The sequence below is a fragment of the Pedobacter sp. genome (assembly GCF_965227205.1).
Taxonomy (GTDB): domain Bacteria; phylum Bacteroidota; class Bacteroidia; order Sphingobacteriales; family Sphingobacteriaceae; genus Pedobacter.
The window spans coordinates 579,237-593,401 of sequence record NZ_OZ245727.1 but is presented as its reverse complement, the minus strand read 5'-3'; the positions used below and the strand labels follow the sequence as shown (position 1 = coordinate 593,401).

The 14,165-nt window shown below is 35.6% G+C and carries 11 protein-coding genes; 5 read left to right on the top strand and 6 right to left on the bottom strand.

Annotation, left to right across the window (positions count from 1 at the left end; translation table 11 throughout):
* Positions 1-29 precede the first annotated feature (29 nt).
* Positions 30-353: a DUF3276 family protein gene (locus tag ACO05K_RS02340; protein WP_290243437.1), complete on the top strand. Its 324-nt coding sequence runs from the start codon at positions 30-32 to the stop codon at positions 351-353.
* 65 nt (positions 354-418) lie between these two features.
* Here the strand turns inward: ACO05K_RS02340 and ACO05K_RS02335 are convergent, their stop codons facing one another.
* Positions 419-871, bottom strand: a complete 453-nt coding sequence (locus ACO05K_RS02335; protein ID WP_421942857.1) for a DUF5362 family protein — start codon at positions 869-871, stop codon at positions 419-421.
* A 204-nt stretch (positions 872-1,075) separates the two neighbouring features.
* Here ACO05K_RS02335 and ychF point away from each other — a divergent pair, with 204 nt between their 5' ends.
* A complete protein-coding gene (gene ychF, locus ACO05K_RS02330) occupies positions 1,076-2,176 on the top strand; it encodes a redox-regulated ATPase YchF (RefSeq protein ID WP_421942856.1) in 1,101 nt (366 codons plus the stop codon).
* Positions 2,177-2,307: 131 nt separating this feature from the next.
* Here the strand turns inward: ychF and ACO05K_RS02325 are convergent, their stop codons facing one another.
* The 4 genes from ACO05K_RS02325 to ACO05K_RS02310 all read right to left on the bottom strand — a co-directional run bounded on the left by ACO05K_RS02325 (position 2,308) and on the right by ACO05K_RS02310 (position 6,763).
* A complete protein-coding gene (locus ACO05K_RS02325; protein WP_421942855.1) occupies positions 2,308-2,922 on the bottom strand; it encodes an HAD hydrolase-like protein in 615 nt (204 codons plus the stop codon).
* 9 nt (positions 2,923-2,931) lie between these two features.
* Positions 2,932-4,305, bottom strand: a complete 1,374-nt coding sequence (mgtE, locus tag ACO05K_RS02320) for a magnesium transporter (RefSeq protein ID WP_421942854.1) — start codon at positions 4,303-4,305, stop codon at positions 2,932-2,934.
* 161 nt (positions 4,306-4,466) lie between these two features.
* Positions 4,467-4,838 carry a response regulator gene (locus tag ACO05K_RS02315; protein ID WP_421942853.1) on the bottom strand — a complete coding sequence of 124 codons (372 nt, stop codon included), beginning with the start codon at positions 4,836-4,838 and terminating at the stop codon, positions 4,467-4,469.
* A gap of 212 nt (positions 4,839-5,050) precedes the next feature.
* Positions 5,051-6,763 carry a glycoside hydrolase family 32 protein gene (locus tag ACO05K_RS02310; protein WP_421942852.1) on the bottom strand — a complete coding sequence of 571 codons (1,713 nt, stop codon included), beginning with the start codon at positions 6,761-6,763 and terminating at the stop codon, positions 5,051-5,053.
* A 469-nt stretch (positions 6,764-7,232) separates the two neighbouring features.
* On the opposite strand from ACO05K_RS02310, the gene ACO05K_RS02305 reads away from it, so the two are divergent.
* Genes ACO05K_RS02305 through ACO05K_RS02295 form a run of 3 tightly spaced genes read left to right on the top strand, consistent with a single transcriptional unit; the run spans position 7,233 to position 13,204 of the window.
* The gene (locus ACO05K_RS02305) at positions 7,233-10,541 is read left to right on the top strand and encodes a SusC/RagA family TonB-linked outer membrane protein (RefSeq protein WP_421942851.1); all 3,309 of its coding nucleotides are present in this window, start codon (positions 7,233-7,235) and stop codon (positions 10,539-10,541) included.
* 27 nt (positions 10,542-10,568) lie between these two features.
* Positions 10,569-12,347: a RagB/SusD family nutrient uptake outer membrane protein gene (locus tag ACO05K_RS02300; protein WP_421942850.1), complete on the top strand. Its 1,779-nt coding sequence runs from the start codon at positions 10,569-10,571 to the stop codon at positions 12,345-12,347.
* 17 nt (positions 12,348-12,364) lie between these two features.
* A complete protein-coding gene (locus ACO05K_RS02295; protein ID WP_421942849.1) occupies positions 12,365-13,204 on the top strand; it encodes an endonuclease/exonuclease/phosphatase family protein in 840 nt (279 codons plus the stop codon).
* 58 nt (positions 13,205-13,262) lie between these two features.
* On the opposite strand, the gene ACO05K_RS02290 is transcribed toward ACO05K_RS02295, so the two are convergent.
* A complete protein-coding gene (locus tag ACO05K_RS02290; RefSeq protein ID WP_421942848.1) occupies positions 13,263-14,165 on the bottom strand; it encodes a metallophosphoesterase family protein in 903 nt (300 codons plus the stop codon).

Sequence of the window (14,165 nt, the reverse complement as noted above, 5' to 3'; positions counted from 1 at the left end):
GAAACCAAAAACCAACATCAATACCAACCATGGGAGAATTCGACAATAAAGAGAGAGAAGAAGTTTTTTCAAAGAAAGTAAGAGCAGGTAAGAGAACTTATTTTTTCGATGTGAAGGCCACTCGTTCTGGTGATTATTACTTAACAGTAACGGAAAGCAAGAAGAGATTAGAAGACGGAGTATTTGTAAAACACAAAATCTTTTTATACAAAGAAGACTTCGAAAAATTTGCAGAAGGTTTAAATGAAACTGTAGATTACATTAAAACTCATCAGGACGTTGTAGAAAAACGCTACGAATATTCGGAAAATGGTGAGCATAGTGCAAAAACAACCGACGATTTTTCGTTTTAAATAAGAAAAAGCCTTTGTTAAATTAACAAAGGCTTTTTTATTGGCTACTATTTCAGGCTTAATTTTTAAGCGCCTACTAAAAATCTTGAGAAGAAAAGGAAAGCTATAATTAAAATCGTAACAATTCCCCAAAATTTGAATAACGATTTCAAAGTGGCAAATGATTGATTTAGACTTTCCTGATCGCCAAATAAAACACCCTGTTTAGCTTTTTTCGAAATTTTATTGAGTAAAATACTTGGATAAAATAATAGCAAACCTAAAACTAAATAAAGCACAGTAATAACGGTTGAACCATTTGAACCTAATTGGTTTAATTGAGCTGCCACACCAGGATTACTATTCATTAAAGCTGAAATACTAAAGGCAGCCATAATTAGAAATATAGAAATTACGAAACCAACAATTGAAATAAATCTTGCCCACTTCGTAATATCGTAGATATAACTCCGCATGTCTTCAGTCACCACTAATTTCACCTCATCTGGCTTATTATCTTCAAATTGTTCTGTCATCATTTTTAATTTTCGTTAAACTTAGATAAAATATCGATTAGCCACAAATTACTGCCTTTAATTAAAGGTTTTAAAAGCTTATCTTTGCCGCCTGAAAAAGGTGGTGAAAGGTGAAAGGTGAAAGGTGAAAGGTGAAAGGTGAAAGGTGAAAGGTGAAAGGTGAAAGGTGAAAGGTGAAATTGTAAATCGTAAATCAAGATAATATAAATGGCATTACAGTGTGGTATAGTTGGCTTACCAAATGTGGGTAAATCGACACTTTTTAATTGTTTATCAAATGCAAAAGCGCAAGCAGCAAACTTTCCTTTTTGCACAATTGAGCCAAATGTTGGCGTTATTACCGTTCCGGATGATAGATTAACTAAACTTGCAGAACTGGTTAAACCAAATAAAGTACAACCCAATACGATTGAGATTGTTGACATTGCAGGTTTGGTTAAAGGTGCATCGAAGGGTGAAGGACTAGGTAACCAATTCTTAGGAAACATTCGTGCTACAAACGCTATTATTCACGTTTTACGTTGTTTTGATGATGGTAATGTAATTCACGTTGATGGTTCTGTTGATCCAATTCGTGATAGAGAAATTATTGATACTGAACTTCAGCTTAAGGATTTGGATACCGTTGAAAAACGTATTCAAAAAGTTGAAAAAATGGCTAAAACCGGTGGAGATAAAGATGCAAAGCGTACTTATGAAATTTTAACTGTTGTTAAATCTCATTTAGAAAGCGGAAAATCTATCCGTACTGCTGCTTTGGCACAAGAAGATTTCGATTTCATTGAAGATTTAGGCTTACTTACCCAAAAACCGGTAATGTATGTTTGTAATGTTGATGAAGCATCAGTAGTTACCGGAAACAAATATGTGGATTTAGTTAAAGCAAACGTTGCTGATGAAAACGCTGAGGTTTTGGTTATTTCTGCAAAAATTGAGTCAGAAATTGCAGAATTAGAAAGCTACGAAGAACGTCAGGAATTTTTAGCTGATTTAGGTTTAGACGAATCTGGCGTAAATAAATTAATTCGTGCTGCTTATAAATTGTTAAATCTTTACACGTACTTCACTGCAGGTGTGCAAGAAGTTAGAGCCTGGACAATTACGAAAGGTTTTACAGCGCCACAAGCTGCTGGTGTTATCCACACAGATTTTGAAAAAGGATTTATCCGTGCTGAAGTTATAAAATATAATGATTTTGTAACCTTAGGTTCTGAAAATGCTTGTAAAGATGCCGGTAAACTTGGTGTGGAAGGTAAAACTTACGTAGTAGAAGATGGTGACATTATGCACTTCAGATTTAATGTGTAACGACTTATAAGTTCGATTAAAATATAAAGCCATTCGAAAGAGTGGCTTTTTTGTTTTTGCCACGGAAACACAGAATACACGGAAATTAGCAATATTCATGTCATTGCAAGGCCCGAAGCAATCTATATGGCTTAAACCTCTAAACCATAAGCAGCTAATTGCGCTTTGGTATCTTCGTAATCTGTATGATGAATTCCTTTTAAACCTAAAACTTCAGCAACCTGAACAAAAAGCATTCTGTCATCTATATATAAACTTGTTTCAACATCACTTTGCGAAATATCTATTGCCACTTTGAAAATATCTGCATCGGGTTTACGGAAATGCACAAAGCTTGAGGAAACAAAAAAATCTACAAATTCGTTAAGCTTAAAAGTATTGATTCGATACTGATTTAATTCCCTTCCTTCGTTGCTGATTACTGCAACTTTAAGGTTGTATTTCTTTTTTAAATCGCAAATCAGCTGAATCATTTCGGGGTAAGGCAACGATTTCTGAAACATAAATGTTTTAAAATCATCATAACTAAAAGAACGTTCTTCGAAGAAAACAATTCTTTCCAGGTATTCATCCAAAGTAAGTTTACCAACTTCGTAGGTATCGAAAGTTAAATGATGGCGTTCTTCTAAATCAACCGAATCGAGGTTAAAAAGTACCGCAGCCTCGCCTCTTGCCTTTCTATCCCAGCCATTCGTTAATAAAACGCCACCTATATCGGTAAAAAGCGTAGTGATTTTGTTTTGCATAGCTTACGATTAAAGTAAAATCCCACTTAAAAACAATATTGCAAAAGAGAAATAGATTATTAAACCTGTAACATCAACCAAAGTTGCTACAAACGGTGTTGATGAAACAGCAGGATCGGCCCCAACTTTTTTAAGCAAAAGTGGCAACATAGACCCCATTAATGTTCCCCATAATACCACTCCAATTAAAGAACAACCAACTACTAAACCGATTCTGATATAATGATCGGTAAAACCCGGCATAAAAAGATTCCAACTGGCTATTACCGCAAAACTTAATAAACATAAAGTTGTGCCGAGCAACATACCTGAGAAAATTTCCCTGCGCATTACATTCCACCAATCTCTAACCGTAACCTCTCCTAGCGCCATTGCCTGTATAATTAACGTTGCTGCCTGCGAACCACTATTGCCTCCACTAGAAATAATAAGCGGAATAAAAGTTGCCAAGATAACAACCTTTGCAATCTGGCTTTCGAAATTAGACATGGCTGCAATAGTTAATAACTCACCAAAAAACAATACGATAAGCCAAACCACTCGTTTTTTGTACAGCTCGAAAACCGGTACATCGAGATATGGTTCATCTAAAGCCTGCGAACCTCCAATTTTATGAATATCTTCGGTATATTCTTCATTAGCAATCCATAAAATATCATCAACAGTAACAATACCTAAAAGAATATTATTTTCATCAACAACAGGTAAAGCTACGCGGTTATTCATCCTGAAAATGTTAATCGCATCTTCTTGTGGGTCGTTTGCTTTTAAAGCAATAAAACGTTTATCAGTCAGTTCGCCGATAATTGCTTCAGGATCTGCTAGTAAAACCTCTCTAATTCTAATATCATCCAGTAAAACACCTTCTTTATCGATTACATAAACAACATCAATCGTTTCAGAATTTTTACCATAGCGTCTGATGTGCGCCAAAACCCTGGTAATAGACCATTCTGGTTTAACAGCAATATAGTCGGGCGTCATTAATCGACCAATACTATATTCGTTATAGCCTAAAAGTGCAAGCGATTCTTTACGTTCTTCTGGAGGTAAAAGGGTAATCATTTTTTTTACCACATCGCCCTTAAGTTCGCTGAAAAGTGCGGTACGATCATCAGGTGGTAAATCTTTAATAATTTGATTTAACTTATTGCCTGATAGCCTTTTTATTATTCTTTCCTGAGTACGAAAATCAAGAATACGGAAAACGTTAACTGCTCTGTTTAAAGAAATGGTTTCGATGAATTTGGCTGCATGTTGTGGAAGTTCGTCAATCAGTTCTTCAACATCCGAGATATTCAGTTCATCAAGATATCGCTTTAATGCTTTATCATTTTCTTTTTCAAGTAGTTCCTGAATCTCCTCTACAACCAATTCTTCCATAAGCAAATTATTATTTTGTTACATGCTAAAAACCTCCGTTAACGGTTCGCAAAGGTGCGGTTTTATTTTCTAAAAAGCCAATTTTACGATTAAGAGTGCGTTATTTTAATGTTGCCTTTTGAATTTTAGCCCTAAATAGATACCATTAATTTTGTTTGTTCCTACAACAAATCATTTATGGTTCTGAGCAGATCTGCAATACTAAACGGTTTTCCGAGAATAGCATCGGCTGTACAGTCTATTTCGCTAATCTCATTATAACTTAAGCCGGTTATCAGGATAATGGGAATATGTTCGGTTACGGATTTTGCTTTCAGATCATTGCATATTAACCGACCATCTTTATCATCTAATTTTATGTCTAGAAGGATGAGATCTGGTTTAAAGCTCTCGATGTATTCATTAATTAGTTTGTGCTGCGCTAGGGAACGGACAGCAAATCCTTTTGTTTCCAAAGTTTCTTGTAGAAATTTTAGAAAATTATGATCATCATCAATGATCAAAACCTTAGTTACTTTAGCCGAAAGTTCCATTTTCGTAATTATTCAATACTGTCTCAGGCTGGTTTATTTCAATTAATAATATTAGTAAATTTTTAGTTGATAAATGTCAACTTTTTAAAACATTTCTTTTACGAAATTTATATGCAGAGTAATCCTTTTCTATAAGCATAAAAAAAGCCGCATTTTATAAATGCAGCTTTCGCTTCAACACAATAATTTATGCTAATAAATTAGACTTAATTCTATTTCCAAATCGATTTTACAGAGAAAACTTCTAACTCTTTAACTTCTATATTATTTCCGAAAAAACTAAAGCCATCTTTATTTTTAGGATCTTGCTTTCTTTCCATTGAATATGAATAAGCGCCACCATCAATAAATACTTCCACAGAAGTCTTATCAATAAATATATCTGCCGAAATCTCCATACTTGTCATATCTTCAGGAGAATAAAATACCCCGTTAACAAGATTGAAATTCATATCGTAATCAAAAATTCTTTGTCCGTTTAGGCTTAAACCTGCGCTTGTAGCGTGAGATAATTTAATTTTAGTTTTAATGCGTAAAATATTGTTATTGTTAATTGCCTTTAGATGTTCTGTTGCATCTTTAGCCTTAATATTTGTCCATTTATTTTCGCTTGTAAACAATTGTTCATTCTCTTTTACAGGCGTACTGAATAACCTTATACCATCTTTTGTGGTTTTCAACTTCAATTCTGTTGGCATCAGCATCATTCCGTTAAAAGGCATTCCGCGATGGCTTATTCTGCTCCATCCTATCTGTATTCTTCTACCATCAGATTCCGGAATATTTGTAAATGTTTGGGCTGCGTAGATGCTGCCTGTAGTGTAATAATGTTTTCCGGTTTCTGGGGTAAATTTTTGCCCATCAAATGAGCCAATCATGTAAGTATTGGATGCACCATACATTACCCATTTTGTTTTATTTTTATCTCCATCAACAGGTAATTCTAATAAATCAGGACATTCCCAAAAACCAGTTGTGTGACTTTCAAAAGTCCAGTCTTTTAAATTCTTAGAATTATAAATGGAATGACCATCGCGTTCGTTCAAAACCATAACCCAATGTTTTCCGGGCTTGTACCAAAATAATCTAGGGTCACGAGTATCAACACTGTTCCATTTAGCTTTAGAATCGATAATAGGATTTTTAGTATATTTTGTCCACGTTCTTCCTTTATCCAAACTATAAGCAATACATTGCGTTTGTTTATCGGCGGTATTTGCAGTATATGCTGCTACCATTGCAGGAGTATTACCTTTATTAAATCCGGCAGTATTATCGTAATCAATAACGGTAGAACCAGAAAACATTGTTCCATGCTCATCAGGCAGTAAAGCGGTTGGCAATTCTTGCCAATGCACCATATCTTTACTTACTGCATGACCCCAAGACATGTTTTCCCACTCTCTTTCGTAAGGATTATGCTGATAAAAGAGATGATACTCGCCTTCGTAAAAAATCATACCATTCGGATCGTTTATCCAGCCGCGTTTTGTGGTGAAGTGAAACTGTGGTCTGTTTTCTTCTTTATAAATTGAATCTTGCCCGTTAATTTCATCTGCCTGGTATATTTTCTTTAAACCAGAAGCATCGCCTTCATAGTTTATTTTTAAAGTTTTACCTTTTAATGCAGTAACATCGCAAAAAACCCAATATTCGGATTCTGCATTTGCCAGCCTAATTACAAATGATCTTTCAGGTTTACCATCAACCTCAAATGTCATCTTTTTTCGGTCTACCTTTTGCGAAATCGGCAAGTTCAAAAATCGCTTATTTATTTTGATTGAAATATTCTGAGCACTGGCAAGGCTAAAAAAGCTTATGAACATTATTGATAATAGTACTGCTTTACTTCGGTTATCGGCTTTTAACATAATTGTTTTCATTTTAACTAAATTATCTGTTTTTTTCTTTTTAAAAAACTCCATGCCTTAATTTGAGGATGTTTAAGGCAACGGGCTTAGCGACCCCATTAAATTTCGTTGCCTGGTAAATCTCATCATTTTGTATTTGGTTACAGATTTTTCAATTCTGTTGTATGATAAAGATAGTTTAATCAATTACTTATTAAAAGTGCTTAGAGTTAACAGATGGTTTTATGCCTAATTATACTCTGTAAACTTGAAACCTTTCAGTAACTAAACTGTAAACCCAACCCCAAAAACAACACAAACAATTGCTTAACAGATAGTTAACAAACAACCAGTAATGATAAAATTTTTATCATTTTATAATTGCTTACCACAAATAACTGCAATAACAATAACTCGAAATAAAGTTTAGAAGTTAACTTATTTTAACACAAGGTTCATATAGTGCAGGTAGTTTTGCCACGTCCTAATCCAAAGGATGAGATAAACTAAAACCTTTTAGTAAACTAAACTAATTAATTAACTAATGAAAAAACCTTTACTGCACGTAAAGAGGATTGTGCTATATTCTTCTTTAGCATGTTTTCTTACAAATGCAATTTCGGCCCCCGCTAAGGCAGCTGCAAGTTCGAGCAATTCAGTCTTTAAGAATATAAAGCAAGAATCTGGAACGATTAGCGGAAAAGTTGTTGATGAAAAAGGCGAACCGCTTCCAGGCGCCAGCATTTTAATCAAAGAAATAAACAAAGTTGTTCAAAGTAATCCAGATGGAACATTTAACGTAATTGTACCTGCTGGCACTTACAATATAACGGTTACATTTATATCTTACGCAACGGTAACATTAAATAAAATTGTTGTAAAAGCTACTGAAAACACACCTTTAAATGTAACAATGAAAGGCGAGGCCGGAACTTTAAACGAGGTTCTTGTGGTTGGTTACGGTACGCAAAAAAGAGAAAACGCAACAGGTGCGGTAGATCAGATTACATCGAAAAATATTGAAAACAGACCGATTACCAATTTAACCCAAGGTTTACAAGGTTTACTACCAAACTTAAATATAAGAATGGCGGATGGTAAGCCTACACAATCTCCAAATTACAATATTCGTGGTACAACTTCAATCGGTCAGGGTGGTAGTGCATTAATTTTAATTGATGGCTTTGAGGGCGACCCAAGCTTGTTAAATCCAAATGATATTGAAACCGTTTCTATACTAAAAGATGCCGCTTCTGCTGCAATTTATGGAGCAAGGGGTGCTTTTGGTGTAATTTTAATAACAACAAAAAAAGCTGAGAAAGGACGCACAAATGTATCTTACTCAACAAACTACGCCATTAAAAATCCGTTACAGGTTCCTGATTTTGTAACAGATGGTTATACCTGGGCTAAAATGTTCGCAGAAGCCTTTGTTAATGGCGATGGTGCATTTCCACAAAATGCAAATAAAACGCAAAAATTCTCTCAGGCTTACCTAGATGAATTTAAAAGAAGAGTAGAATCAGGACAGCCATACAATCAAATTGAGGTAAACCCGACAACTGGGGAATATACTTATTATGGCAGTACCGATTATTATGCTGAATTGTACAAGAAAAATACCGCAGCAACTGAAAATAACCTTTCTGTAAGTGGTGGAAGCGATAAAGCTTCGTACCTGGTTTCTGGTCGTTTTTTAAATCAAGATGGGTTGTTCAGATACAATAGCGACGATTATGATATGAAAAATATCAGGGCCAGAGGTTCTGTTCAGGTATTTCCATGGTTAAGTATAGAAAACAATGCCGATTACTCAATTATGAATTATCATAACCCAATAAACGTTGGTGAAGGTGGTGGTATCTGGAGAAATATAGCAGATGAGGGTAAACCAACTATGCCTATTTTTAATCCTGATGGTTCTTTAACATTCGCAGCGGCTTACACGGTTGGAGATTTTATTTATGGTAAAAACGGAATCGATACACGTCGCCAGGTTTTTAGAAATATTACTGGTTTACGCAGTAACTTTTTCAACAACAAGTTTCGCGTTAATGCTGATTTTACATTTAGAAACACAAATAATAACAGAGAGCAAAAAAGGGTACAAGTACCATATAGCAATTCTCGTGGTGTAACGTCATTTATCGGCACAACTACTAACGATTTATCTTTCGACTTAAGAGAAACAAACTATCTGGCTACCAATATTTTCGCAGAATTTGAAGAAAGATTTGGTTCTGACCATTATTTAAAAGCAATGGTTGGTTACAATTATGAACAGTCTACTTACAACAGAGTAGCAGTTCAACGTAACGGTATTATTTTCGAAGATGCAACAGACTTAAACCTTGCATTAGGACAATCAATTACAACAGGTGGTGGATACGAGCAATGGGCAATTTTAGGTGGTTTTTCAAGGTTAAACTATAGTTTTAAAGACCGTTATCTTTTAGAAGTTAATGCCCGTTATGATGGCTCATCGAAATTTCCATCAAACCAACGATATGGTTTTTTCCCATCAGTTTCTGCTGGTTGGAGAGTTAATAAGGAAGGTTTCTGGAAAGTTTCTGACAAATTAATTTCAGACTTAAAAATTAGAGCATCTTATGGTTCTCTTGGTAATGGTAACATCGCATCTTATGCGTTTCAAGAGATATTTAACGTTAGCCAATCAGGTGTAATTTTAAATGGTTCTCGCCCTCAAACAACTCGTATTCCGGCTGTACTGCCAGATGGTTTAACCTGGGAAACATCTACAACAACAAACTTAGGTCTTGATTTAACCATGTTATCTGGCCGTTTAAGTTTTACTGGTGATGCCTACATCCGCAAAACGACTGATATGTTTACTTTCGGACTTACACCTCCTGCTGTATTTGGTGCCGATGTACCTAAAGGAAATTATGCTAACTTAACCACTCGTGGTTGGGAAGCATCAGTGAGCTGGAACGATAAAATTGGCCGTGGCGATAAACCATTGAGGTATAATGTTAGGTTAACACTTGCTGATAATAAAACTAAGATTGATAAATACAATAATCCTGATAAGTTATTAAGTGATTATTATGAAGGCCAAACGCTGGGTGAAATTTGGGGTTATGAAACAGAAGGTTTCTTTATAGATGAGGCTGATATTGCTTCTCACGCAAGACAAGATCCACAAATGAGAGCCTCTCCTACTGGAAGATGGTTCCCGGGTGATATCAAATTAAGAGATTTAAATGGCGATGGTTTAATCAACGTAGGTGAAAATAAAGTTGGAAAATCCGGAGATAGAAGAATTATTGGCAACTCTGCTCCAAGATATACTTACGGCATTAATTTAGGTGCAGATTGGCACAACATTTCTTTTGCAGTTTTCTTTCAAGGTGTTGGTAAACAACAATGGTATCCGAGTACAGAAACTGAAATGTTTTGGGGTCAATATAACAGACCATATAACAACATTCCAACTTTCCACTTAGGCAATATGTGGACACCACAAAACACAGATGCATATTTTCCACGAACAATGTCGAGAGCTGCATCAAGCAATACAAATCGTACACTTGGCGTAGCACAAACCCGTTACTTGCAAAATGTTGCTTATCTAAGGATGAAAAATATTCAGGTTGGATATACTTTACCAAGCAAATGGATTAATCGCATTGGCGGAAGAACGGCAAAAGTATTCTTCTCTGGAGAAAATTTATTTACCTATTCTCCGATGTACAAAATTGTGAAAAACACCATTGATGTAGAAAACGCAGTACCATCAGATCAGGATTTGAACGCAGGCAGTACGAACGGTGATGGTTATAACTATCCATTAATGAAAAGTTTCTCACTTGGTTTAAACATTGGTTTTTAACGCTGATAATATCATAATAAGATAAAAATGAAAAAACATTATATATTTATTTTGCTAGGCTGCCTTGGTTTTGCAGCTTGTAAAAAGTTAGATCAGCAACCACAATCTACAGCTTCAAAGCAAGCTATTTTTGGTACTGAAAACGGACTTAGGTTATATACAAATTCATTTTATGGAATGGATTTTTTACCAAAAAACTCTACCAGTCAAGATGCCATGTCTGATTATTTGGCGGTACGTTCTGTACAGGATTTTATAAGAGATGGTGCTTTCGGCGCAAACAATAGTTCTGGCTGGACATGGAGAGATTTAAGAAACATAAATTATTTCATTGTAAATTGTAATGACCCGGCTGTTCCGGCAGCAACAAGAAATAATTACTTAGGCATTGCACGTTATTTCAGAGCGTATTTTTACATGGAAAAAATAAAACGTTTTGGAGATGTGCCTTGGATAGGAAAACCGCTTGATATTGATGATCCGGCTTTGGTTGCAGGTCGTGATAAGAGAGAGCTGGTAATGGATTCGGTATTAGCAGATATTAATTTTGCTTGTGCAAATATTCAAACTGCTACAGACCCAAGTCGGACAACAATTACTAAATGGGTTGCTTATGCTTTTAAATCAAGATTATGCCTCTTTGAAGGAACATTTAGAAAATACCATACAAACCTAAATTTAACAGGCACAGCAAACAGATGGTTGCAAGAATCTGCATCAGCATCAGAAGAAATCATTAAAAATGGTGGCTTTTCGCTTAACACAGCAGGTGGACCTGGAGTTTCTTATCGCCAGGTATTTACAAGTAACACTCCTGTAGCTAACGAAGTTTTACAAGCGGCAGTATCTGATGTAAATTTAGGCGTGTTGAATGAGGCTAACTGGTGGTGGACAAGCGGTACATACGGCGCAAAAGCAAGTTTTACCAGAACTTTCATTAACACTTATTTAAAATTAGATGGTACTCCGTATACAAACGACCCAGCTTACAGAACGATGGTATTTAAGGATGAAGTTAAAAACCGTGATTTAAGACTAAAACAAACCATTCGTTTGGGCGATTATAAACGAATCAGCAATGGGCAGCAAGTTCCAGCGCCGCCTGTTTTTTCTTACACTTTTACAGGATATCAACCTATAAAATGGACTTTAGATGATACATATTTTGATGCTGGTGCATTAAATACAAATGCTGTTGCGTTGTATCGATATGCTGAAGTTTTATTAAATTTTGCAGAAGCAAAGGCAGAATTAGGAACACTAACAGATAGCGATTGGGCATTAACGATTGGCACATTAAGAGCAAGAGCGGGAATTACGGGCGGTTTAAGTGTTAAGCCTACAATTGCAGACCCTTATCTAGTGGCTAATTATTTCCCAGGAATTTCTGATGCAACTCTATTAGAAATCAGAAGAGAAAGAGGGATAGAGTTAAGTCTTGAAGGTTTGCGTTTTGCAGATATTTTAAGATGGAAAAGAGGAACTCTGATGGAGCAAGAATGGAATGGTTTTTATGTTCCATCGTTAGTAACACCAATGGATTTAAATGAAGACGGAATATTGGACGTTGCATTTTACCAGGGAACAAGACCTACGCCAGCAGTTAGTGGGGTAACTTATGTTGATGTTTCTGCAAATGTTGGTACGGCGGTAAATTCACAACTCTTAAGAAATGGAAGTTCAGGAGAATTAACATGGATGAAGGAAATTCCTAGAAAGTGGAATGAGCGTAACTATTACTACCCTATTCCTTTAAACGATCTTCAGCGTAATCCAAACCTAAAACAAAATCCAGGTTGGGAATAAACACAACAACAATAGCAATGAAAATAAAACTATTAATAGCTACAGCTTTGATTTCCTTAACCTCTTTTGGGGTTAAGGCTCAACAAATAACAATCGGAACATTTAATATCCGTTTCGATAATTCCCGCGATAGCGGAAATTTATGGGTAGATAGAGCACCTGTTGTTTCTAACTTAATCCGTTTTCACACATTTGATATTTTGGGTGTTCAAGAAGCTTTAAAAAACCAGCTTAATGATATGAGCACTGCTTTACCTGAGTATGAAAGATATGGAAAAGGACGTGACGATGGTAACGAAGGTGGCGAACATTCAGCTATCTTCTACAAGAAAGACCGTTTTAAATTATTAAAAAGCGGCGATTTTTGGTTGTCAGAGACTCCAGATAAACCAGGTAAAGGCTGGGATGTAACTTGCTGTAATAGAATTTGCTCATGGGTATATCTGCAAGATCTAAAAACTAAAAAGCAATTCTATGCCTTTAACGTTCATTACGATCATCAAGGAAAAATTGCCCGTCAGGAAAGCAGTAAGTTAATTCTTAAAAAAATTGAAGAAATTGCAGGTTCAAATCCCGTTTTACTTACCGGAGATTTTAACGGAGGCAGAGATAGCGAATGGTACCAGCGTTTGGCAAACTCAGGAAATGTTTTTGATGTTTATTCAAAAGTTAAATTTCCTTATGCTAACAATTCATCTGCCAATGGTTTTAAAACACCTAAAGGACAAACCGTTATCGACCATATTTTCATGACTAAACAATTTACAGCCAGCAGGTGGGGAATTTTAACAGATACTTATTTTGGTAAATTTCCTTCAGATCATTTTCCAGTTTTAGCAGAAGTTGAATTGAAATAACAATCTCATTCGGTTATAAAAAAAGGATGCTAGTTAATTTTAGCATCCTTTTTTTGTGTTAGTAATTTACATACCGCTCTTCAAAACTTCCATCGGCATATAAATCTATTAAACCATAACCGGGTGCAGTTTCTCGCCTATTTCCATTCCACCAAGCTCCTGATACCGCTCCGTTGCATAAATAGGTTACATTATTGTAAACCACTTTATCTCTCATGTGTAAATGTCCGCTTAAAGCCAATTTCACATTTGGGTGCTTGTAAAACAGATTAATAATTTTAGCCGTGTCGGTGTGCATATCGCCACCAAGCATGGTCCATTTATTTACAATATTATCTTCAATCATCAACAAAGCTGTAAGGATTGGAATATGTGTCATCACTAAAACCGGAGTTTTAGGATTGGTTGATTTCAGTTCCTGTTCTAACCAAGCAAATTGTGCTTCCCCCAATTTACCGATGTACCACGTATTGTCGATATCTAAATGCGTACTATCTAACACAATAAATTTCCAACCGTTTTTGGTGAAACTATAATATGGCTTGCTAAGTTCTAACTGATTTAAAGCATATTTTTTCCCATAAAAAACATCGCCTTTACTATCTTCATTCCACCAGATATCATGGTTACCCAAAGCGTAATGAACAGGCAGCGAGCACTCGTTTTTCATTATGTTGTGCTGTAATTTCCATTGCGAATCGATATCTGATAGTTTCTCTTTGTTCATATCAAACACAACATCGCCACCATTTAAAAGAAAATCTACTTTTGGAGATTGCTCCTGAATATGATGAAGGCATTTGGCAAATTTTGTTGGCGCACCTAAATCGTTCTTTAAATGCACATCGGTAATGTGTGCAAAACGTAAGACGGGTTTTTCTTTATCAGCGGTAAAGCCAAGATTTATTGCCGGTAGCAACATTAAGCCGCCTAAACTTTTTAAAACAGATCTTCTTTCCAT